A 21,864-nucleotide genomic window follows, 5' to 3' on the forward strand; every position below is an offset into this window, starting at 1 on the left:
TTTCACCGGAAGTGCCTTTCTGACCTGGACTGATTAGTGCGTAGAGAACACCAATCTTCCCAGTTCAAAGGGCACTTTCCTCATTCCGACACCCTGCGACCAGCCGATACATCGGTGGATCGAGGCTTAGACCACCGCCGTCACGATTCGTATCGGGATCATCGGACTGGGCGTACGCTTTCGCTCGTGAGCGACGTTCGCGACGGCGCAGTCGATCCTTCCGTTCCCCCGAGCGGCACGGGCTGCGTCGAGTGCGACGCGCATGGCGGTTGGTGGGTGCATCTGCGGAGGTGCGCCGCGTGCGGCCACATCGGCTGTTGCGACGACTCCCCGCAGCGGCACGCGTCGGCGCACTGGCGCGCCACCGGACATCCGGTGATCCGGTCGTTCGAACCGGGCGAAGACTGGTTCTGGAACTACGACACCGATCAGTACTATGACGGCCCCGAGCTCGCCCCTCCCCGGAGCAGACCGGTCGACGAGACCGCGCCGGGGCCACGCGGCCGGGTGCCTGCGGACTGGTTGGCACAGTTGCAGAATCGCCGACGCTGAATGAACCTCCATCCTTAGGGGTAACCCAGCGCCGTGACGAAAGACAAGCCGAACACCGCCCAGACCGAAGCCGGTTCCGAGCAGGCCGACGATGATGTGATCAGCGATCCTTCGAAGGGCGACGAGGATCGCGTGGACTGGGCCGACGAGGGTGGCGCCACCGAGAGTGGTCCCGCGACCTGACATCACGTCGGACCGGATCAGTGCAGGTCGGCGATCACCTGCTGGGCGGCGTTGTAGCCTGGAATGAACGTGATTCCGGGACCGCCGTGGCACCCGGCACTGGCCAGGTACAGTCCCTCAACCGGAACAGGCTGGTCGACATAGCCTTTCGGGCCCGGACGGTTAGGCCCCATCTGCTCGGGGTGGATCAGCCCGTGGCAGTAGTCACCGCCGGGAGCATTGAACATCGTGCCCATGTGCCTGGGGGTGAACGTGGTGTGGCGCAGGATCAGACTCTCGAAATCCGGTGCCAGCCTGGTGATCTTGTCGATCACCCGCTTCCCCATCTCAGTTTTCATCTGTCCGTAGCTCGCGCGTTCCTCGGTCAGCGGAAACCACAGTGAGAACGCCGACACGGCGTGCTTGCCCGGCGGGGCCAGGCTCGGGTCGTTGGCAGACGGTATCTGCAAGGCGATGGCCGGATCGGCGGGCACCTCTCCCGCGCGGGCACCCTCCCACTGCTTGTGCAGTTCCTCCGGTGTCACGAAAATACCGATGGCGGACTGATATCCGGGTTCGTTCAGCATTGTGTAGGGCTCAGCGAACGTGGGCGCCGCATCGAGCGCGAAGTGCATCTGCAGATAGCTGCCGCGGTGGTCGATATGCGAGAAGCGGTCCCGCAGCTGCGAGGGAACCGCTGTCGGCGTGACCAGCGTGTTGACCGTGACGTCCGGAGCGAGGGCCGACACCACCGCCGGAGCGGCCACGGTCGACCCGTCCGTCAGCCTGACACCGGTGACCGCGCCTGCGTCGGCGGTGATTTCGGCGACCTTGGTGCGCAGCCGGAGTTCACCGCCCGCTGCGGCGAACATCTGCTGAAGATGGTCCGTGACCGCGCCCATGCCGCCGCGGAACTTCTTGATCAGTGTGGCGCTCTCGTCGGGGACGGCCAGCCCGAAGGCCAGTGCGGCCGCGCTCCCCGGCGTGGCGGGTCCGCGGTAGGTGGTGTTCACAGCGAGGAAGGCCAGCATTCCCCGCAGCGCACCGTGCTTCTCGCGGTCAGGCAGGTGCCGGTCGAGCACCTCGGTGACCGATCCGAACAACATGTCGCTGATCGCCTGCCGCTCGAATTCGCTGGTGGCGCAGGCGAACATCTCATCGAGTGATCTGGACGGCCGCGCCGCGTCGAACCGCCCCAGCGCCCGGGTGGGCGCCTGGCACCACGCCATCAGCCCGGCCATGCCGTTGACCGCCTCGGCGCCGTGCACGTCGTTGAGGTGGGTCAGTAGTTTCACCGGATCGGTGTAGTAGACGAGCGGATCGTCGCCGACGCCGCGCAACTGCACCGACATCACGTCGAGGTCGACGGTAGGCAGGTCACCCAGTCCGAGCGCCTCGCTCACCACCGCCGAGGTCGGTACTTGCACAGAGCCTGCGATCTCGAACCGGAAGCCGTCGAAGAGTTCGACGGTCGAGGCCATGCCGCCCGCATAGAGCTTGGCCTCCACACACAGCGTGCGCAGACCCGCCTGCTGCAGCAGCGCCGCCGCGGTCAGCCCGTTATGTCCGGCACCGACGACGATCGCGTCGAAGTCCGCCATCGGCTGAGGCTGTCACGCCGGTCAATGTTTTGTCAATATTGACAAAACATGTCGGCCGCCGAAATCGCACTCCAAGCGCATGAACGCGACGATGCGCCGCGTGGAATGCGATTTCGGCGCTGATCAGACCCGGTCTCCGATACCGGAGCGCAGCAACTCAAGCGCGTGCCGGCACAGACGGTCCAATTCGGGGAGCGAGCGGTCCTCCCCCAGCATCCACACCTCCATGGCGCCGAAGACCGCCGCGGCGATGCACCGTGCGGTGACGGTGATGCGCATCCGCTCATCGCTGCCGGCACGCGCCGCGCAGGTCGAGATCATGTGCTCCTCCACGGCTTCGGCGAAGTCCGCCTCGACCTGCCGGATATGCCGGACGATGCGTCCGGCGTCGAGTTCCTGCGCACGCATCGCCGCAATCTTGGTGACCGCCCAGTCGTCATAGGGCGACGCCATGATCGCCGATTGCACCGATTCGAAGATCGATTCCTCGGGCGAGCGGGCGGCGAGCGCCGCCCGGAACCAGTGCAGGCCCGCGTCGTAGTCGGCGAACAGCAGGTCGTGCTTGGAGGCGAAGTGCCGGTAGAAGGTTCGCAGGGACACCCCGGCGTCGGCGGCGATTTGCTCGGCCGAGGTGTCCTCGACGCCCTGCGCCAGGAAGCGCACCACCGCCGCTTGCCGCAGCGCCTCCCGAGTGCGTTCGCTGCGCGCCGTTTGAGCAGGCCGGACCATGTGCGTAAGGTACCGCAGCGGCCACATCGCTTGACGGTGCTGCGCACGTACCTTTGACTTGTTACTCGGGGGTACATGTGAAAGTTCATCACCTCAATTGCGGGACACTTCATCCGCCGGGCGTCGGCATGATGGTGTGTCATGTGCTGCTGGTCGAGTCCGACGCGGGACTAGTGCTGGTGGATACGGGGTTCGGCACCCGCGACTGTGCCGACCCGGGCCGTTTCGGGCGCATCAGGCGCCACTTGATCCGACCCCGATTCGATCCCGACGAGACCGCGATCCGTCAGATCGAGAAGCTCGGCTTCCACCGCTCCGATGTCCGTCACATCGTGGTGACCCACTTCGACGCCGACCACATCGGCGGTTTGGCCGATTTTCCCGACGCCCAGGTGCATGTCACCTCCGAGGAGGCCTTCGCCGCGATGCGGTCGCGTTCGATCCAGAACCGGATCCGCTTCCGGCCTCCGCAGTGGGCGCACGGACCCCACATCGTCGAACACCATGTCGACGGTGAGGCATGGCGCGGTTTCGCGGCCGCCAAAGAACTCACCGAGATCGGGCCGGGTTTCGTGCTCGTCTCGCTGCCGGGCCACACGGAGGGGCACGCGTGTGTCGCCGTCGACGCCGGACACCGCTGGGTTCTGCACGGCGGCGACTCCTTCTATCACCCCGGCACCATCGCCGATGCGCTGCCGATGCCGAGGTTGACCGCACTGTTGGAAAAGCTCGTCGCGGCCGACCGTGAGAAGGTCAGGCAGAACCATGACCGGCTCGCCGAGCTGTATCGCGCGGGGCACCCCGACCTGATGATGTTGTGCTCGCATGACACCACGCTCTTCGAGGAGGCCAAGGCCACCGCGCTGGTCTGAGCGGGACGCCAAGAGGACGGACGCCTCAGTGGCCGGGCGGGCTCAGCAGTGCGATCGACGCGTCGACCGCCTCGTCGGTGACGTCACCCATGCTTCCGCCCTCTTCGACGGTGATGGCCGTGAGCTCGCGCAGTCCTCCGAGCAGCATGATGATGCGGCGGCGCGACACGGGGCCGACGCCGGCGGCCCGGAACTCGTCGGTGGCGCCGAGCGCCCCGACCATGTCGATGAAGTGTTCCATCGCGTCCCGCTGCAGGCCCCGGGCGGCGGCGCCGAGGGAAGGCACGTCGCGGATCCAGCTCAGCATCAGCGCCGAGCGCGCTTCACCCGACGAGATCCACGCTTCGATCGCCTGCCGGACCTGCTTCTGCCAGGGTGCGCTGGGGTCGACGGCCTCGGAGATCTGCCTGATCTGCTCGGCGTTGGCGTCCGACAGCAGGGCGACGAAACACGCCTCTCTGCTGTCGAAATGCTCGTAGAAGGTGCGCCGCGAGGTCTTGGCCCGCCGCACGATGTCGGCCACCGTCGTCCTGGCATAGCCGTCCTCGGCGATCGAGGCCTCCAGGGCGTCGAGCAGCCGCTGCCGAAAGTCGGTCATGTCAGCGGCAGTAGCTGCGCGTCGCGTGATCCAACGCCTGCCGGTAGAGCGGATCGAGCCCGCGCCGTGTGGCGACCACCGTTTTGGCCTGGTCGAGTTCGGCCCGGCAGGCCGGCCCGCGCAGCTTGCCCCACTCGTCGGCCATCAGCGTCACCATCTCGCGGTTCAGCGCATCGATGATCCCGCGCGACGAGGCAAGATCCGGAGCATCGACGGGAGCCGCGGCCCGGTCGAACTTCCATTGCGCCAGCCTGGTGTACTCGATCGCCACGGTGGCGTCGATCTGGTCGCGGAAGGCAGCCGACACGTACGCCGGATCCAGTTGCAGTGCCGCCGCTTCCGCCGACACCGCCTCGAGCACCTGCTGTTCGCGGACGGGATCCTCGATCAGCCCGCCGGTGTGGAACTTATTGGCCGCCACCGGTTCGGCAACCTGAAGACGGCGGGTGGCCGCGTCGACGAGATCGACCAGAGTGCTGTCCGGTTGGGCCGCGGCGAGCGGCGCGAACAACAACATCAGCATCGCCGCTGCGGCGGCCAGAACGGAGAGGCGGATCATCGGGAACATCATCCATGGACGGAAGGCCCGGAGCCAAGCCGGGTTGCGGTGGCCAGGGCCGGGATCGAACCGGCGACCTTCCGCTTTTCAGGCGGACGCTCGTACCAACTGAGCTACCTGGCCGGACGGCACCAGCCACTCTGTTGTGAGTGCCTCGCCGTGATGGCGACCCTGACGGGACTCGAACCCGCGACCTCCGCCGTGACAGGGCGGCGCGCTAACCAACTGCGCCACAGGGCCTTACTCTGTGCAACTCCCACTCACGTGGTCGCTGCGCGTACCCCCTACGGGATTCGAACCCGCGCTACCGCCTTGAAAGGGCGGCGTCCTAGGCCGCTAGACGAAGGGGGCCAGCCGAATCTCTCCGGGGTACTCACAACACTCGTTCGTTGGGAGCTTCGATAGCTTAGGGTACGGACACCCGAATCCTCAAATGAGCAGCGTGCAGTATTCTTTCCGGGGTTACACACCCACGCCCCTATAGCTCAGTTGGTAGAGCTACGGACTTTTAATCCGCAGGTCCCAGGTTCGAGCCCTGGTGGGGGCACAAAGCAGGAATCAAGTCTTCGCGCCGGCGGATCCGACGGCGGCGTCAGCGAAGGTAGACCTCGTCACCGTCGGGGTAACCCCCGCCGGTGGTGGTCACGTGCACGTGGTCGTAGTGGCCGTACCCGCCGGCCCGCGCGCCGCCCGGCGTGTAATACACGCCCCGCCAGATCGCGTCCTGGATGCCGAAGCGCTCCGCGTTCTCCAGGACGTAGGCGACAATCTGGTTGCCCAGCGCGATGCCGGCCTCGGACATCGGGTTCGGGATCATCACGTCCAGCGCCAGACCGTTGGGATGCCAGCGCAGCGCGTCCTGGCGGACACCGCCGATGTTGTTGATCTCCGGGAAGACCGCGCTGATGCTGCGGGCGGTCAGGATGGTGCGCACTTGCAGCCCGCGCTCGGGCGCCACCCCGGCGGGCAGGGTGCGACTGACCACCCGCCAGCGCGACGCGGACACCAACGATGCCTGCTCGGGGTCAGGGGCGGCTCCCCTGTCGATCAGCCGTTCGGGTGCCTGTCCGGTCGCGGGCGCGGCAACGACCTCCAGGCAGCACGGCGGAGACTGCTCGGTGACGGCGGCGGGCGCCGGGGAAGCCACCCGCTCTTCCTCGGCGGGAAGAGGGACCGGTCCGGTGTCGCCCTTGACCGCGAAGAAAACCGCTGCCGGGGCGAGCGCGGACACCACGTACACCGAGGGGTTGCGCCGCTTCTTGGCGATGGAGTGCCGACCCACGCCCTGCAACATAACGAAAATTGCCGCAATGTACAGCATCGATCATGAAATCTGAACTCGACTCGCGGATTGTTACATGACCGGGATCAGCCGGTTAGCGGTCGTATATGCGCTGGTCAGCCAGCTATTTTCGGCTCACACCACGACGAGCAGCGCCGCGAGAACCAGAACCACGGTCAACGCCACCGCGGCGAGCACTCCGCCGGCGCGTTGCGGTGGCTCGTACGGGGCGTCCATGCTGGTCAACATCTGCTCAGCGGTGGAGAACCGCCACCGCGGGTCGCGGGCGATCGCCCGCTCGATCGTCGTCGCCAATGCCGGGTCCACGTCAGGACGCATCGAGCTCAACGGCGTCAGACGACTGACGGCGATCGCCTCGGCCAATGCCGCCAGATTGTCCTGCGGGTAGGCGCGTCGGCCGGTCAACGCCTCGTACGCGACCAGACCGAGTCCATAGAGGTCGTCGCTGGGTGTCGCAGGCCGGCCGGCGATGCGATCGGCCGGGAGGTAGGCCATCGTCCCGAAGACCCGGTTGGTCAGTGTCTGCGGGGTGTGCGCGCTCTTGGCCACCCCGAAGTCGGCGATCTTCACACCGCCCTGCTGAGTGAACAGGATGTTGGCCGGTTTGATGTCGCGGTGCAGTACCCCGCGGGTGTGCGCCGCGCTCAGCGCCGAGAGCACGTCGCGCATGATCGCGCGCACATGTTCGGCGGGCAGTGGCCCGTGTCGGGCCACGACATCGGCGAGGCTCTGACCCGGAAGCCGTTCCAGCACGATGTAGTGCCTGCCGTGGTGGACTCCGGTGTCGTGCACGGCGACCACATGCGGATGGTTCAGCGCGGCCGCGGCGCGGGCCTCGGTGGCGAATCGCCGCCGGGTGTCCGGCTGCGTGCTGACCGCCGGATAGAGCAATTTCACCGCGACCGGGCGTCCGAGCCGCTTGTCCCAGGCATCCCGGACTTCGGCCATCCCGCCGCGACCCAGCACGCCTCGCAATTCGTAGCGACCGCCTATGAGCTCCGGCGCCTGCATGCCTCCAAAGCTAGCCCTTCTTCGGCAGGCGCAAACCTGACACGCAGGCACCGTGGCACCGCCGAGGCGACATGGCGTGGCCGTTCGCGAGAGCGCCACCACGGTAGCGCCGGCGGGCTCAGGGCTACCGTGGTGGCGCTCTCGCGAAACGCCGGTCAGACCTTCGGGCAGTAGAAGTGCGGGTCGTCCCGGTATGCGAGCGGCGGCAGGTTGCGTGCCGGGGTCTCCACCAGCGGGGAATCGGCAGGGAGCCGGCCGGTGGCCCGGTCCCACGCCGAACGCTTACGCGGATGCATCAGCCACCGCTTGGGCAGCACCTTGGTCGCGATGGTCACCACATCGCAGAATCGCCTGTGCAGGAACTCCTGGCGCGGCGACCAGGTGTAGCCCATCAGCTCGCGCACCGGCGGGTCGTACAGCGCGACGGTCATGAAGGTCAGGAAGCGTTGCAAGACCGCCAGATTCAACTTCCACAACGGATCCGGAACCCATTCCAGCGACGGGTGTTTGGGCATCGTGGACAGATCCATGACCTCGCGCGCGGCCCAGTTGTTCTCCAGCACGTCGGTGCACATGTGGTCCCAGTACTCTTCGAACTCCTCCCAGGTCTTGGGCACCACCCGCATGCTCATCCCGTACATCCGGTACCAGGTGATGTGCTCGTCGAACAGTTGGCGCTTGTCGGCCTCGCTGATCCCGCCGCCGAACTTCTCGGCGGCCAGCAGGGTGGACTTGAAGAACGTCGCGTGCGCCCAGTAGAAGACTTCCGGATTCAGCGCGCTGTAGCGACGCCCCTGATCGTCGACGCCCTTGATCCCGATGTGGTAGTCGCGAACCTGGGCTCCGGTCCGGGGCGCACGGTCGCCGTCGAACACCACGCCGCCGATCGGATAGATCGACCGCAGCAGCCGTGGGATGCGTTCCATGAAGAAGATCGAGTGTTCCTTGACCGCCGCACCGAGCTGGGGATGCATGTTCTGCATCGACCCGGCCCAGGTGCCCTGGAACAGTCCAGTCCACTGCCCGAAGTACCTCCACGTCAGCGAGTCGGGACCCAGCGGCGCCGGCACGTCGTCATAGCCACCGGCGACAGGGCAGCCCGCCGCCACGACGTCGGCGTGCGGCACCGGTTCAACGCCGACCGGACAGCCGGGCGCTGCGACCTCGGGCTCCGCCGCGGATCCGCTGGTGACGGGGCCTGCCGCAGACGTATCTTGAGTCACTGGTGCTCTTCCTGCCGAAGTGGTGCCGCACGACATTCTGACTACATGCGTTGTCAGTAGCGAAGCTTAGGAGGGCTGTGGCGTCGGGTCAACGACGCGGTAGGTGGTCGGGCGTTCCGCTGCAGGATCGCCAGGCGCTCCGACGCGACGAACTGGTCGCCGCCGGCATCGGGCTCCTCGGCAGCCCCGCCGGACCGCACCTGACCGTGCGCGCGGTGTGCAAGGCGGCCGGCCTGACCGAGCGCTACTTCTACGAGAGCTTCACCGACCGGGACGAGTACGTCGCAGCGGTGTACGACGACGTGTGCACCGCGGCCATGTCGGCGCTGATGAAGGCCGAGGGTATGCGCGATGCCGTCGAGCGGTTCGTGGCACTGATGATCGACGATCCCGCACGCGGCCGGGTACTCCTGCTCGCCCCCGAAGCGGAACCCGTCCTCGCGCGCTCGGGGGCGCGGTGGATGCCCAATTTCATCGAATTGTTGCAGCGCAACCTCACCCAGATCAGCGACCCCACCACCCAGGCGATGGTTGCCACGGGGCTGATCGGGGCACTCACTGCATTGTTCACGGCCTACCTGGACGGTCGACTGGAGGTAACCCGCGAGCAGTTCATCGACCACTGTGCTGAGCTACTGCTCAGCAGGGCCGTGACCTAAAAGTGGCCTCTACCTGGATGTGAGCGGCGGCGCGGCGGCTTGAATGTCACTGACTTACACAGATATATTGACTGCAACCATCAGGTACAGATAACTGGGAGGTGTCGTGTCGAAAGACCTGACCGACCTGCAACTGTTGACCGAACTCGAGCCCGTCGTGGAGCCCCTGGTCAACCGCCACATGCGGATGAAGAAGGACTGGAACCCGCACGACTTCATCCCGTGGTCCGACGGCAAGAACTATTACGCCCTCGGCGGCCAGGACTGGGATCCCGAGCAGTCGAAGCTCTCCGAGGTCGCTCGTGTCGCAATGCTGGTCAACCTCCTGACCGAGGACAACCTGCCCGCCTATCACCGCGAGATCGCGATGAACTTCACCATGGACGGCCCGTGGGGCTTCTGGGTGAACCGGTGGACCGCGGAGGAGAACCGGCACGGCATCGCGCTGCGTGACTACCTCGTCGTCACCCGCAACGTCGACCCCGTGGAACTGGAGATGCTGCGCCTGGAGCAGATGACCCGCGGCTTCAGCCCGGGCCAGAACCAGCAGGTGGAGGCAGACCTGTTCGCCGAGAGCCTGTTCGACTCCGTCATCTACGTGACGTTCCAGGAACTGGCCACCCGCGTGTCGCACCGCAACACCGGCAAGGCGTGCAACGACCCGATCGCCGACCAGCTGCTGCAGCGGGTCTCAGCCGACGAGAACCTGCACATGATCTTCTACCGCGACGTGTCCGAAGCGGGCTTCGAGATCGCACCCGATCAGGCGATGAAGTCGTTGCACAAGGTGCTGCGCAACTTCAAGATGCCCGGGTACACCATCCCCGACTTCCGCCGCCGTGCGGTGACCATCGCCTCGGGCGGTGTGTACGACCCGCGAATTCACCTCGACGACATCGTGATGCCGGTGCTGAAGAAGTGGCGCATCTTCGAGCGCGAGGACTTCAACGGCGAGAGCGCACGGATGCGCGACGACCTCGGTCTGCTTGTCGAGGAGCTGCAGGACGCGGTCGACAAGTTCGAGGTCGCCAAGCAGCGCCGCGAAGAGCGGCTGGCCCAGATGGCCAAGAAGAAGGCGGCCAAAGATCAGCTGGTGGGATCATCAGCCTCGTAACGGACGCCCCCCGATCGGCCCGGTCCCCGGACATTTCCCCCGGTCGCTTCGCTCCTGCCCCCGGGGTGCGGATCGGGCCGTTCGACCTTCGCAGCCCCGTCGTCCTCGCACCGATGGCGGGGGTGACCAACATCGCGTTCCGCACGTTGTGCCGGGAACTGGAGCTCGCCCGCGCCGGCACCGTGAGCGGGTTGTACGTCTGCGAGATGGTCACTGCGCGCGCCCTGGTGGAACGTCACCCGGTGACCATGCACATGACGACCTTCGCCCCGGAGGAGTCGCCGCGCTCGCTGCAGCTGTACACCGTCGATCCGGCCAACACCTACGCCGCGGCCAAGATGATCGTCGAGGAGAATCTCGCCGACCACATCGACATGAATTTCGGCTGCCCGGTGCCGAAGGTGACCCGACGGGGCGGCGGCGCCGCACTCCCGTACAAGCGCCGGCTGTTCGGCCAGATCGTGGCCGCCGCTGTCCGAGCCACGGAGGGCACCGACATTCCCGTCACCGTGAAGTTCCGAATCGGGATCGACGACGACCACCACACGCACCTCGACGCCGGCCGGATCGCGGCCGAAGAGGGTGCGGCGGCCGTCGCTCTGCATGCCCGCACTGCGGCCCAACGGTATTCGGGCAGCGCCGACTGGCAGCAGATCGCGGCGCTGAAGGCGCACGTCACGACGATTCCGGTGCTCGGCAACGGTGATATCTTCGACGCTCGTGACGCGCTGGCGATGATGGACGCGACAGGCTGCGACGGGGTGGTGATCGGCCGCGGCTGCCTGGGTCGGCCGTGGTTGTTCGCCGAGCTGTCCGCCGCGTTCACCGGCGCGGCACCAGCGACCCCGCCCACCCTCGGCGAGGTCACGCAGATCATCCGTCGGCACGGCGAGCTGCTCGCAGCTCATTTCGGGGAGGACAAGGGAATGCGGGACATCCGCAAGCACGTCGCGTGGTACCTGCACGGTTTTCCCGCCGGAGCCGACCTTCGCAGGTCGCTTGCCCTTGTGAAGACGATTTCCGAGCTGGACGAGCTGCTCGATCAGCTCGATCCGGATGTCCCGTTCCCGCCGGCGGCCAACGGGCCACGGGGCCGTCAGGGGTCCGCCGCGTCGGTCACCCTGCCCGAGGGTTGGCTCAACGACCCGGACGACTGCACGGTGCCCGCAGGTGCCGATGTGATGCATTCGGGCGGCTGATCGACGGACCGAGACACTTCTGAAACAGTTCTGACACCCGGGTTCGGCTGGATGTCTCTCAGGATGTCTCAGTACGATGAGTGATCAAACTGCCTGTCTCCAGTGACGGAGCCGGGCGTGGTGCTCTAGACAGTGAACAGGCACTCGGCAGTCTGCGGGCCGATGCGCAACGACGCGCACGGTCCATACGACGCTGTGAACGCTGGAAGGCCGGTAGGAACATGAGCGACGGCGACACCGAGGATGCCGCTGCCACTCACGGCCGCCCCCGTTCTGGCGCCGACGGAACGGGCGAACGGTCCGATGGTGACTGGCTTACCCGATCCCGGCAGCCGAAGCCAGGCGCCGCGCCGTGGGAGCGCGCGATCGACACCCCGCCGGCCGCCGACGGCGCCGCCGCCGAACCCGGGCCGTCCGACGACACGTCCGCCCCGATCACCGTCGCAGACCTGATCGCCAAACTCCACGGGGACGGCGCGACCGCTCCCCCGCCCAGGCGCCGCCGAGCCCGACCGGCGCACGACGCCGAGCCCGAGCCCTACCCTGACACCGACGAGCTGGACACCGCGATCCTGCCGGCCGTGGACCTGACCCGCGCCGACCTTCCCAACCTGACCACTGCGCGGGCCCCGGCGCACGTGCCGGCGAAGCCGCGGCTGCGGCCGTCGCACCGGCTGACCGTTGCCGGCCGGGTCGCCGCCGCGCTGGTCGCGGTGCTCGCGCTGGTGTTGACCGGCGGCGCGTGGCAGTGGCAGTCGGCCAAGAACAATCTGCTCAACAGGGTTTCGGCGCTGGACCCGGATTCCCGCGACATCGTCGATCCCAACGCCCAGTTCGGTGACGAGAACTTCCTCATCGTCGGCACCGACAGCCGCATCGGCGAGAACAGCGACATGGGCGCGGGCACTACCGAGGATGCGGCCGGTGCCCGCTCCGACACGGTGATGCTGGTGAACATCCCGGCGAACCGGAAACGCGTTGTGGCCGTGTCGTTCCCGCGTGACCTCGAGATCGAACCGATGAAGTGCGAACCGTGGAACCCCGAGACGCGTGAGTACGGGCCGATCACGGACGAAGAGTCCCCGATGTACGGCATGGAGGAGGTCTACACCGAGTACAAGCTGAACTCGGCCTTCGCCGTCGGTGGCCCGAGGTGTCTGGTCAAGATGATTCAGAAGCTGTCCGGCCTGCACGTGAACCGCTTCATGGCAGTCGACTTCGCCGGGTTCTCCAAGATGGTCGACGCGCTCGGCGGTGTCGAGGTGTGCAGCACCACGCCGATCGAGGACTACGAACTGGGCACCGTGCTGGCCAACGCCGGACGTCAGACCGTCGACGGCCACACCGCGCTGAACTATGTGCGCGCCCGCCAGGTGACCACTGAGACCAACGGCGACTACGGCCGCATCAAACGGCAGCAGCTGTTCCTGTCGTCGCTGCTGCGTTCGCTCATCTCCAAGGAGACGTTCTTCTCGTTGTCGAAGCTGAACAACGTGGTCAACATGTTCATCGGCGACAGCTACGTCGACAACCTCGACACCAAGGATCTGGTAGACCTCGGCCAGTCGGTGCAGGGCGTGACGGCCGGCCGGATCACGTTCGTGACGGTGCCGACGGTCGGCTACGCCGACGAATGGGGCAACGAGATCCCCCGCACCGACGACATGCGGGCGCTGTTCGACGCGATCATCAACGACGACCCGCTGCCTGAGGAGCGCAACGCCGACAACACCCCGGTGGCCGACGCTCCCGACACCCTCGCGAACTCCGCGACGCAGCCGGGTCAGCCCGACGGCGGCGAAGTCGTCGATACCATTGCGACCGAACCGCAGAGTGTCACCGTGCAGGTGTCCAACTCCACGAGTTCCGCCGGTCTCGGCGCCGACACGGCCGGCGCGCTGCAGGCCTACGGCTTCAACGTGACGACCCCTGACGACTATCCGGGACCCTTGGCCCGCACCACGGTGTTCTTCTCCCCTGGCAACGAGGAGGCGGCGGCCACCGTCGCGTCGGCGTTCGGCAACGCCACCGTGGAACGGGTCACCGGTATGGGCGATACGGTCCAGGTGGTGCTGGGCACCGACTTCGATGCGGTCACTGCCCCGTCGCCCAGCGGTTCCGCGGTGCAGGTTCGGCTGATCCGCGGGACGAAATCGCCGGCCACCGCGCTGCCCGAGGATCTGACCGTCACCAACGCCGCGGACACCAGCTGCGAGTAGCCGGCCCTCGTTTAGGCAGGTGGCATTCACCTTTCGTTCACCGTCGGCTCGTGACGACAGACAAACGACCCCGGTAGGGTTGTCACATGCGTACCGCGTACCACGAGCAGTTGGAAGCCCTGTCCAGCAGGCTCGGCGACATGTGTGGGCTTGCCGGCGACGCGATGGAGCGCGCCACCCAGGCGCTCCTGCAGGCTGATCTCGCCCTGGCCGAACAGGTGATCACCGACCACGACCAGATCGCCGCGCTCAGCGCCCGCGCCGAAGAAGAAGCCTTCGTCATCCTCGCGCTGCAGGCCCCCGTTGCCGGCGATCTGCGGGCCATCGTCAGCTCCATCCAGATCGTGGCCGATGTCGACCGGATGGGGGCGCTGGCGTTGCATGTCGCAAAGATCGCCCGCCGTCGACACCCCCAGCACGCGCTGCCCGAAGAGGTCAACGGCTACTTCGCCGAGATGGGCCGCGTTGCCGTCGAGCTGGGCCACAGCGCCCAGGAGGTGCTGCGCACCCGGGATCCGGAGAAGGCGGCCCGGATCCGCGAAGAGGACGACGCGATGGATGACCTGCACCGGCACCTGTTCACGGTCCTGATGGACCGCGAGTGGAAGCACGGTGTGGCCGCTGCGGTGGACGTGACCCTGCTGGGCCGGTTCTACGAACGGTTCGCCGACCACGCCGTCGAGGTGGCCCGTCGGGTGATCTTCCAGGTCACCGGTCACACGCCCGAAGAAGCGGAGATCTCCACTCCCCGCTGACGGCCCGCGGGCCACCGCCTGCGCACCAAGACAGAGAAATCGCCCCACCCGAAAGGGACTGGGGCGATCTTCTTCGTACGCGCGACGAAACGGTCAGCCGAACCGCCCGGAGATGTAGTCCTCGGTGGCCTTCTGGGCGGGGTTGGAGAAGATCTTCCCGGTGTCGTCGATCTCGATCAGCCTGCCCGGCTTGCCGGTGGCTTCGAGATTGAAGAACGCGGTCTGGTCACTGACCCGCGCGGCCTGCTGCATGTTGTGCGTGACGATCACGATGGTGAAGTCCTGCTTGAGCTCCGAGATCAGATCCTCGATCGCCAGCGTCGAGATCGGATCGAGTGCCGAACACGGCTCGTCCATCAACAGCACGTCGGGCTGCACCGCGATCGCGCGGGCGATGCACAGACGCTGCTGCTGCCCGCCGGACAGCCCGCCGCCTGGCTTGTCGAGCCGGTCCTTGACCTCCGTCCACAGGTTGGCACCTTTGAGGGACCGCTCCGCCACCTCGTCGAGAGTCTTCTTGTTTCGGACCCCCTGCAACTTCAGCCCGGCCACCACGTTGTCGCGAATCGACATGGTGGGAAAGGGGTTCGGCCGCTGGAACACCATGCCGATGGTCTTGCGGACACCGACCGGATCGACACCGGCGCCGTAGATGTCGTCACCGTCGAGCAGCACCGAACCCTCGACGCGAGCACCGGGGATAACCTCGTGCATGCGGTTGAGCGTGCGCAGCACGGTCGACTTGCCGCAGCCGGACGGGCCGATGAACGCGGTCACGCTGCGCGGCTCGACCGACAGCGAGACTCCTGCCACCGCGTGGAACGCGCCGTAATAGATGTTGACGTCCTTGAGATCCAAACGTTTGGCCATGTGGATCAGTCTCCTAAACCTGCTCAGACCTTTTTAGGGGCGAAGAACTTTGCGATGAATCGGGCACCGACATTGAGTACGGCAATCAGCACGACAAGGGTCAGGGCGGCGCCCCACAAACGATCGGTCGGTATCGGATTCGCTCCGGCGCCCGCCGACGTTTGGTCGTACATCATGCCCGGAAGCGAGCCCTGGAACCCGCCGAACATGTCGAAATTGATCGCCTGCGAGTACCCCACCAGGATGAGCAGCGGCGCGGTCTCTCCCATAACGCGTGCCAGGGCGAGTAGGACGCCGGTGACGATGCCGGACAGTGCGGTCGGAATCACGATGGCAGAGATGGTCTTCCACTTGGGAACACCGAGCGCGTAGCTTGCCTCTCGCAGATCCATCGGGACAATTCGCAGCATCTCCTCGGTGGATCGCACGATCACCGGAATCATCAGCAGGACCAAGGCAAGCGACACCGCGAAGCCCGACCGCTCGAAGCCCATCGTGGCCACCCACAGCGCATAGATGAACAGGGCGGCCACGATCGACGGGACACCGGTGAGGATGTCCACCATGAAGGTGGTGACCTTGCCCAGCCGGGTACCGCCGCCGTACTCGACCAGATAGATGCCCACGAACACGCCGACGGGGATCGAGATGATCGCACACACCAAGCCCTGCAGCAGGGTACCGACGATGGCGTGATAGGCGCCGCCGCCGGCGGCAAAAGCGGTCATCCCCGACTGCGAGTTGAACCACCATGTACTGGAAGTGACAACGCCGATGCCCTTGGCGAGCACGGTGTAGAGGACCCACACCAACGGCACGATCGCAATCACCACCGATGCGGTGACCAACACGGTGGCGAGATTGTTGGTGAACTTGCGACGAGTGCCGACACCTTGGAACGTCGTCGGCTTGACAGGCTGATCCAGCGCGGCCGATGTCATGAGGCGGACCGGTCCTTTCCGGCAACTGCGGCACGGGCCAGCGAGTTCACCACGAACGTCAGGATGAACAGCACCAGGCCCGCGGCGATGTAGGCGCCCGCCTTGTACTGGTCGTTGAATTCTGAAGCAGCCGAGGCGATCAGGCTGGCGAACGTATAGCCGCCGTCGAATAGCGACCAACTGAACGCCGCCTGGGTACCGCGCAGGATGATCAGCAATGCGATGGTCTCGCCCAAGGCGCGGCCCAGACCGAGCATCGCGCCGCTGATGTACCCGGACATCCCGAACGGCAGCACGGTGGTGCGCACCACCTCCCACCGGGTCGCGCCCAGAGCCAGCGCAGCTTCGATCTGGCCGCGAGGGGTCTGGACGAACACCTCGCGGGTCACCGCGGTGATGATCGGCAGGATCATCACCGCCAGCACGATGCCGGCTGTGAAGATCGTGCCGCCGCCGGCCACCGATGCGCTACCCGTGGCGAACAGGAAGAGCCAACTGAGATTCTCGTTGAGCCACAACGCGAACGGCCGAAGCACAGGAGCGAGCACGTACAGGCCCCACACGCCGTAGATGATCGACGGCACCGCGGCGAGCAGATCCACCATGTAGGCCAGTGGCCCCACCACTCGCCGTGGCGCGTACTGCGTCAGATAGATGGCGATTCCCAGTGCGATGGGCATCGCCAGTACCAGCGCGAACACCGACACGAACACCGTCACCTGCAGCAGGTCGAGGATGCCAAAGCTCATCGCCGATGTGTCGGAGGTGTTCCAGGTGCCGCCGTAGAGGAAGAAATTCTCCTCGTTACGGGCCAGCGCCGGGATGGCCCGCCACAGCAGGAAGATGCCGATCGCGGCGATGATCGCCACGATGAGAGCACCCGAGCCCTCGGACAGCCCACGGAAGATGCGGTCCCCCAGCCGCTCTTTGGCATGCCGCGATGGGTCGGTCGAGATCGGCGTGGGCTCAGGGAAAGGAGTGGCCAAGGCCTCTCCCGACCCTGCGTCCAATGGGTTAGGCGTTGTCAATGCGGTTCCATCGAGCTTGTCGGTCATTCGGTCAAACCCATCCTCGCCGCTGCGTGGCGGTTGCGCTAATGAAACCTAGTCAGCCGGGCCGATGGCTTCGACCGCGGTCAACAACCGCTCCTTGAAGCGATCCGGAAGCGGCACGTAACCGGCTTCCGGCAGGCCCTGCTGACCCTGGTTCGCTGCGACGGTCATGAACGAGCGCACCGCGGCTGCAGTCTCGGCGTCGTAGCCCTGAGAGCAGACGATGTTGTAGGTGGCCAGCACCAGCGGGTAGGCGCCAGGCTCTGTGGTGCCGTAGAGCGACTGGAGATCGAGCACCAGGTTGTTACCCTCGCCGGCGAACGTTGCGGCGTCGATGGCCTTGCCGGCTGTTTCGTTGGTCAGCTCCACCGGACCGCTGCCGTTGTCGATTTGGGCGTAGGGAATCCCGGCCTGATCGGCGAAACCCTTCTCGACGTAGCCGATGCCGCCCGGAGTGGCCTGCACCGCCTGCGCCACGCCGGCGGACTTCTGCGCGCCTTCACCGGCGCCGCCCTGGAACTCACTGCCGTCACCCTTGGTCCACGTCTGGGGTGCCGCAGCGGCAAGGTACTTCTGGAAGTTGTCGGTGGTGCCCGAGGAGTCCGAGCGGTAGATCGGCGTGACCGCCTGGTCGGGCAGAGTCTTACCCTCGTTGAGGGCGGCGATCGCCGGGTCGTTCCAGTTGGTGATCTGACCCTGGAAGATGCGTGCCAGCACGTCGGCGTTCAGCACCAGGCCATCGACACCTTCGATGTTGTAGGCCATCGCGACCGGACCGAAAACCAGCGGCAGGTTCCACACCTCGTTACCGCCACACCGCTGGGCAGCCTGCTGTGCCTGCTCGTCCTTGATCGGCGAATCAGTTCCACCGAAGTCCACGTTGCCCGCGACGAACTGCTCCCGACCCGCGCCGGAACCCGTCGGGTTGTAGGACAGATTCTTGCCCGAGCAAACCTGACCCCAGGCCTGGTTGAAGACCGCGATGGCGTTCTGCTGGGCGGTCGAGCCCTCGGCGGTGAGCGAGTTCTTCCCACCACACTCGGCGGATCCGGCAGCTGCTGTTCCGGTGTCGCCGGTGGTGCCCGAGGTGCCGGCATTGTTGTCGCTGCCGCACCCGGCGAGGGCCATCGCGGCAATCGCTGCGAACGAGACGGTCGTACCGAACGACTTGCCGATGATGTTGAGCTTCACTGATCCCACTTTCTTTCCACTGACCCGATCACTTGCCCAGACGGCTGCAAACTCATCGGCAACGTATGCGCCCGGGGTGGACGGATCAGGGATGGCGGGTTAACGAGAAGTGAACAGGTTCAGCGACTTCACAGGTCGCCATGCGCGGCGTTGGCGTAGGCCACATCCGAGTTGGCCACGTCGAAACCGAGCCGACGATAGGTCTTCACCGCGGCGGTGTTGTCCGCTTCGACGTAGAGCATGACGTCGGCCTGCCCACCGTCGGACAGGAGACGCTCGGCGAGGTGGTGGAGTCCGATCAGTGTCAGCGCGCCGCCGAGCCCCCGTCCCTGCGCGTCGGAGGCCACCCCGACCACATAAACCTCGCCCAGAGTCTCGGAATGCGTTTTGGTCCAATGGAATCCGAGCAACCGGCCGTCGGCCTCGTCGAACGCCAGGAAAAAACCGGTCGGGTCGAACCACGGCTCGTTGCGGCGTTCGGCGATGTCCGCCTCGGTCCAGCCCCCCTGCTCCGGGTGCCAGGAGAACGCCGAGTTGTTCACGCGCAGCACCTCGGCGTCGTCGCGCGGGCCACCGTAGGTGGCGAAACGCACACCGTCGGCGGCAGGCGTCGGCGGAAGGTCGCGCAGAGAGCGACGCATCTGGAGAAGCTCTCGGACCGGCACCAGTTTCAGCGCCGCAGCGGTGGCCCGTGCCGGGGCGAGGTTGCCGTGGGCCCAGATGCGGGTCTCGGGTCCGCCGGCGGCCAGGGCGGTGCGGATCAGCTCCGATCCGACTCCCCGGCGACGCGCCTCGGGCGCGACCACGAGCTCTGCCATCGGTGGGGCGTCGCCGTCGGCAGGTGCGAGGTTGAGGTAGCCGCGCATCCGGCCGTCCTCGGTGGCCACCAGGTGGCGGGTGCGCTGCTGGCCGAGTTCACGCAGCACCTGGTCACCGACGGGTGCCACGCCGTCGAGGACGGTCGCCTCGGAGATCAGGTCACGGACATTTTGCTGATCGGCACCGGACATCTCGTCCTGCCAGCCGACCGAAACCGGCGATGTCACTGACTGCGCAGCGCGTCGCCGAGCGCCTCCGGTACCCCGTCCGGATCCAACGAGCCGACGTCGTCGTAGGCATCCTCGTCATCGAGCTCCTCGGCGAGGTCCGCGCCGGCGGCCGCCGGGCGGCCACGGGCCGGACGGACCGCCTTGTAGCCCACGTTGCGCACCGTGCCGATGAGCGACTCGTATTCGGGGCCGAGTTTCGCGCGTAGGCGTCGCACGTGGACGTCCACGGTGCGGGTGCCACCGAAGAAGTCGTAACCCCACACCTCCTGCAGCAGTTGCGCGCGGGTGAAGACGCGGCCGGCGTGCTGAGCGAGGTACTTGAGTAGTTCGAACTCTTTGTAGGTCAGATCGAGTGGACGCCCGCGCAGCCGCGCGGTGTAGGTGCCTTCGTCGATGACGAGCTCCCCGAGGCTGATCTTGCCGACGTTCTCCTGGCTGGCCATGCCGCCGCGGCGACCCACCAGAAGCCGCAGCCGAGCGTCGATCTCCGCGGGCCCGGTGCTGGGCAGCAGGATCTCGTCGAGGCCCCATTCCACGTTGACGGCGACCAGCCCGCCTTCGTTGACCACCGCCACCACCGGCACCGATGTTCCCGTGGTGCCCAGGAGGCGGCACAAACCGCGCGCGGCGGCCAGATCTGTGCGCGCGTCGACAATCGCCACGTCCGCGGTCCCGGCCTCGAGCAGGGACGACACCTCAGTGGGCGCGGTCCGCACATTATGGGCCAGCAGGGACAACGAGGGCAGAACCAATTCCGGGTGCGGGTCGACCGTCAGTAGCAAAAGATCCAACTGACCCCTCCAGCTGCTGTGGAGTTCTTTTCTCCCGGACAACGATGTCGCGTGGTGACTTTCCAGATTCATGCATGACACACGGCCGTTACCCGGCCGATAGACACCTAACGATAGCGTGCTACCTGCCCGTAAGCCGCGCTGAACCTCGCTTCGCGACGGCGTCGGCAACAATGTCGGGGTGCGCAAGCTCCTCACAGGTGTCCTCGCGACCCTCGTCACCGTTCTGGTCGGGGTGGTCGGCGCCGACTTCGGAGCCGCGATCTACGCCGAATATCGCCTGGCCAGAAGCGTCCGCGCCTCCGCCGACCTGAATTGGGACCCGTCGGTGGCGATCCTGGGTTTCCCGTTCATTCCGCAGGCACAGCGCCGGCACTACGAGGAGGTGGAGATCAAGGCGAGTGGCGTTGATCACGGCGTGGTCGGCAAGGCCTCGCTGGAGGCAACCATGCACTCCGTCGGTCTCGACGACTCGTGGCTGGTGCAGCCCGGCGCCGAACTCACCGTCGGGAAACTCGAGAGCCGGATCATCATCGACTCCACCCATATGGGCCGCTATATGGGGATACCGGACCTGCTGATCGAGGCGCCCACCAGGGAGACCGAGGACTCCACCGGCGGTACCACGGAGTCGGGCATTTCGAGCAACCGCGGGGTGGTGTTCACCGGAACCCCCAGCAAGGCGGGTTTCGACGAGCGGGTCAGCATCGCGGTCGATCTGACGGTCGCCGGAGCGGACTCCACGACGTTGGTGGTAACCGCGACCGGCGTGCTCACCGAACCCGGCACCGCCGATCAGGCTGTTCCCGACGAACAGCTTCCCGCGGTGCTTGCCGCGTTCTCCACCTCACTGCCCGGCCAAAAATTGCCGTTCGGAGTGGCACCCACCACGCAGGGCGCGCGCGGCTCCGACATCATCATCGAGGGCATCACCGAGGGAATCACCGTGAACCTCGACCAGTTCCGGCTGTCATGAGTTCGTCGTGGATCGCCGTCACCGCGGTGCTGATCGCCGCATTCGGGCTGGCCTTCGTGATCGGCAGGCTGTTGACTCTGCGGTCCGGATTGATCAAGGGCGCCGCGGAATGGCCCGCTCTCCAGGAGAGCGACATCGAGGACCTGGGCCTGTCACGGACCGGTCCGACCGTCCTGCATTTCAGCGCGGTGTGGTGCGGTCCGTGCGCGGGGGTGCGGCGTGTGGTCGACCAGGTGTGCGCGGACCTGCCTCAGGTCACGCACGTGGAGATCGATCTGGACGCGAATCCGGAGGCGGGGCGCAAGCTTTCGGTGATGTCGCTGCCCACGACGTTCATCTTCGACGCGGAGGGTCGGCAGCGGTATCGCACCTCCGGCGTACCGACGGCCGCTGACCTGCGGTCGGCGCTTGAACCGCTGTTGGCCTGATCACCCTCTT

23 protein-coding genes and 4 tRNA genes are annotated in these 21,864 nt (G+C 66.4%); 11 read left to right on the plus strand and 16 right to left on the minus strand.

Annotation, left to right across the window (positions count from 1 at the left end):
* The first annotated feature begins 186 nt into the window (after window positions 1-186).
* Both ACTWP6_RS08935 and ACTWP6_RS08940 read left to right on the plus strand, forming a co-directional pair.
* Entirely contained in the window at window positions 187-552 is a 366-nt protein-coding gene (locus tag ACTWP6_RS08935) for a UBP-type zinc finger domain-containing protein (RefSeq protein WP_260755341.1), read from the plus strand.
* A gap of 33 nt (window positions 553-585) precedes the next feature.
* Window positions 586-735 carry a hypothetical protein gene (locus ACTWP6_RS08940; RefSeq protein ID WP_260755342.1) on the plus strand — a complete coding sequence of 50 codons (150 nt, stop codon included), beginning with the start codon at window positions 586-588 and terminating at the stop codon, window positions 733-735.
* A 17-nt stretch (window positions 736-752) separates the two neighbouring features.
* On the opposite strand, the gene ACTWP6_RS08945 is transcribed toward ACTWP6_RS08940, so the two are convergent.
* Both ACTWP6_RS08945 and ACTWP6_RS08950 read right to left on the minus strand, forming a co-directional pair.
* The gene (locus ACTWP6_RS08945) at window positions 753-2,315 is read right to left on the minus strand and encodes a phytoene desaturase family protein (RefSeq protein WP_443187422.1); all 1,563 of its coding nucleotides are present in this window, start codon (window positions 2,313-2,315) and stop codon (window positions 753-755) included.
* A gap of 123 nt (window positions 2,316-2,438) precedes the next feature.
* The gene (locus ACTWP6_RS08950) at window positions 2,439-3,044 is read right to left on the minus strand and encodes a TetR/AcrR family transcriptional regulator (protein WP_443187423.1); all 606 of its coding nucleotides are present in this window, start codon (window positions 3,042-3,044) and stop codon (window positions 2,439-2,441) included.
* A 77-nt stretch (window positions 3,045-3,121) separates the two neighbouring features.
* Between ACTWP6_RS08950 and ACTWP6_RS08955 the strand changes: the two genes are divergently transcribed.
* Complete coding sequence (locus tag ACTWP6_RS08955) at window positions 3,122-3,916, plus strand: MBL fold metallo-hydrolase (protein ID WP_260755345.1); 795 nt, start codon at window positions 3,122-3,124, stop codon at window positions 3,914-3,916.
* A gap of 25 nt (window positions 3,917-3,941) precedes the next feature.
* Here the strand turns inward: ACTWP6_RS08955 and ACTWP6_RS08960 are convergent, their stop codons facing one another.
* From ACTWP6_RS08960 to ACTWP6_RS08980, 5 genes are all read right to left on the minus strand, one after another.
* Window positions 3,942-4,514: a TetR/AcrR family transcriptional regulator gene (locus tag ACTWP6_RS08960; protein WP_260755346.1), complete on the minus strand. Its 573-nt coding sequence runs from the start codon at window positions 4,512-4,514 to the stop codon at window positions 3,942-3,944.
* A gap of 1 nt (window position 4,515) precedes the next feature.
* Window positions 4,516-5,073, minus strand: coding sequence for a chorismate mutase (locus ACTWP6_RS08965; RefSeq protein WP_443187424.1), 558 nt, complete (start codon window positions 5,071-5,073; stop codon window positions 4,516-4,518).
* Window positions 5,074-5,122: 49 nt separating this feature from the next.
* Window positions 5,123-5,196: transfer RNA gene (locus tag ACTWP6_RS08970), tRNA-Phe, on the minus strand.
* 40 nt (window positions 5,197-5,236) lie between these two features.
* A tRNA-Asp gene (locus ACTWP6_RS08975) sits at window positions 5,237-5,313 on the minus strand.
* A gap of 38 nt (window positions 5,314-5,351) precedes the next feature.
* Window positions 5,352-5,424: transfer RNA gene (locus ACTWP6_RS08980), tRNA-Glu, on the minus strand.
* 123 nt (window positions 5,425-5,547) lie between these two features.
* On the opposite strand from ACTWP6_RS08980, the gene ACTWP6_RS08985 reads away from it, so the two are divergent.
* A tRNA-Lys gene (locus ACTWP6_RS08985) sits at window positions 5,548-5,620 on the plus strand.
* Window positions 5,621-5,665: 45 nt separating this feature from the next.
* On the opposite strand, the gene ACTWP6_RS08990 is transcribed toward ACTWP6_RS08985, so the two are convergent.
* From ACTWP6_RS08990 to ACTWP6_RS09000, 3 genes are all read right to left on the minus strand, one after another.
* Entirely contained in the window at window positions 5,666-6,367 is a 702-nt protein-coding gene (locus ACTWP6_RS08990) for a hypothetical protein (protein ID WP_443187425.1), read from the minus strand.
* 123 nt (window positions 6,368-6,490) lie between these two features.
* Entirely contained in the window at window positions 6,491-7,387 is an 897-nt protein-coding gene (locus ACTWP6_RS08995; protein WP_443187426.1) for a serine/threonine-protein kinase, read from the minus strand.
* A 155-nt stretch (window positions 7,388-7,542) separates the two neighbouring features.
* Complete coding sequence (locus tag ACTWP6_RS09000) at window positions 7,543-8,610, minus strand: oxygenase MpaB family protein (RefSeq protein WP_443187427.1); 1,068 nt, start codon at window positions 8,608-8,610, stop codon at window positions 7,543-7,545.
* A 77-nt stretch (window positions 8,611-8,687) separates the two neighbouring features.
* On the opposite strand from ACTWP6_RS09000, the gene ACTWP6_RS09005 reads away from it, so the two are divergent.
* The 5 genes from ACTWP6_RS09005 (at window position 8,688) to phoU (ending at window position 14,556) form a co-directional block, all read left to right on the plus strand.
* A complete protein-coding gene (locus ACTWP6_RS09005) occupies window positions 8,688-9,269 on the plus strand; it encodes a TetR/AcrR family transcriptional regulator (protein WP_260755351.1) in 582 nt (193 codons plus the stop codon).
* A gap of 106 nt (window positions 9,270-9,375) precedes the next feature.
* Window positions 9,376-10,383: an acyl-ACP desaturase gene (locus tag ACTWP6_RS09010; RefSeq protein WP_260755352.1), complete on the plus strand. Its 1,008-nt coding sequence runs from the start codon at window positions 9,376-9,378 to the stop codon at window positions 10,381-10,383.
* 32 nt (window positions 10,384-10,415) lie between these two features.
* Window positions 10,416-11,582: a tRNA dihydrouridine synthase DusB gene (gene dusB, locus ACTWP6_RS09015; RefSeq protein ID WP_443187503.1), complete on the plus strand. Its 1,167-nt coding sequence runs from the start codon at window positions 10,416-10,418 to the stop codon at window positions 11,580-11,582.
* Window positions 11,583-11,803: 221 nt separating this feature from the next.
* Complete coding sequence (locus tag ACTWP6_RS09020) at window positions 11,804-13,801, plus strand: LCP family protein (RefSeq protein ID WP_443187428.1); 1,998 nt, start codon at window positions 11,804-11,806, stop codon at window positions 13,799-13,801.
* Window positions 13,802-13,887: 86 nt separating this feature from the next.
* On the plus strand, window positions 13,888-14,556 hold the full coding sequence (gene phoU / locus ACTWP6_RS09025) for a phosphate signaling complex protein PhoU (RefSeq protein ID WP_260755355.1): 669 nt from the start codon (window positions 13,888-13,890) through the stop codon (window positions 14,554-14,556).
* Between the two features lie 93 nt (window positions 14,557-14,649).
* On the opposite strand, the gene pstB is transcribed toward phoU, so the two are convergent.
* The 6 genes from pstB to ACTWP6_RS09055 form a co-directional block, all read right to left on the minus strand.
* On the minus strand, window positions 14,650-15,426 hold the full coding sequence (gene pstB, locus ACTWP6_RS09030) for a phosphate ABC transporter ATP-binding protein PstB (protein WP_260755356.1): 777 nt from the start codon (window positions 15,424-15,426) through the stop codon (window positions 14,650-14,652).
* Window positions 15,427-15,449: 23 nt separating this feature from the next.
* Entirely contained in the window at window positions 15,450-16,367 is a 918-nt protein-coding gene (pstA, locus tag ACTWP6_RS09035) for a phosphate ABC transporter permease PstA (RefSeq protein WP_260755357.1), read from the minus strand.
* Window positions 16,364-17,422, minus strand: a complete 1,059-nt coding sequence (gene pstC / locus ACTWP6_RS09040) for a phosphate ABC transporter permease subunit PstC (protein WP_260755358.1) — start codon at window positions 17,420-17,422, stop codon at window positions 16,364-16,366. Before pstC ends, pstA begins: the two co-directional genes overlap by 4 nt.
* 48 nt (window positions 17,423-17,470) lie before the next feature.
* Window positions 17,471-18,610, minus strand: a complete 1,140-nt coding sequence (pstS, locus tag ACTWP6_RS09045) for a phosphate ABC transporter substrate-binding protein PstS (RefSeq protein ID WP_260755359.1) — start codon at window positions 18,608-18,610, stop codon at window positions 17,471-17,473.
* A 128-nt stretch (window positions 18,611-18,738) separates the two neighbouring features.
* A complete protein-coding gene (mshD, locus tag ACTWP6_RS09050; protein ID WP_443187504.1) occupies window positions 18,739-19,620 on the minus strand; it encodes a mycothiol synthase in 882 nt (293 codons plus the stop codon).
* Between the two features lie 32 nt (window positions 19,621-19,652).
* Window positions 19,653-20,450 (minus strand): winged helix-turn-helix transcriptional regulator, encoded by a 798-nt coding sequence (locus ACTWP6_RS09055; RefSeq protein WP_260755360.1) that lies wholly within the window; start codon window positions 20,448-20,450, stop codon window positions 19,653-19,655.
* Between the two features lie 181 nt (window positions 20,451-20,631).
* Here ACTWP6_RS09055 and lmeA point away from each other — a divergent pair, with 181 nt between their 5' ends.
* Both lmeA and ACTWP6_RS09065 read left to right on the plus strand, forming a co-directional pair.
* Window positions 20,632-21,426, plus strand: coding sequence for a mannan chain length control protein LmeA (gene lmeA, locus ACTWP6_RS09060; protein ID WP_443187429.1), 795 nt, complete (start codon window positions 20,632-20,634; stop codon window positions 21,424-21,426).
* Window positions 21,423-21,854, plus strand: a complete 432-nt coding sequence (locus ACTWP6_RS09065) for a thioredoxin family protein (protein ID WP_443187430.1) — start codon at window positions 21,423-21,425, stop codon at window positions 21,852-21,854. The genes lmeA and ACTWP6_RS09065 overlap by 4 nt, the downstream gene beginning before the upstream one ends.
* The last annotated feature ends 10 nt before the right edge of the window (window positions 21,855-21,864 follow it).

The sequence above is a fragment of the Mycobacterium sp. 4D054 genome, from assembly GCF_052245755.1.
Classification (GTDB): Bacteria; Actinomycetota; Actinomycetes; order Mycobacteriales; family Mycobacteriaceae; genus Mycobacterium.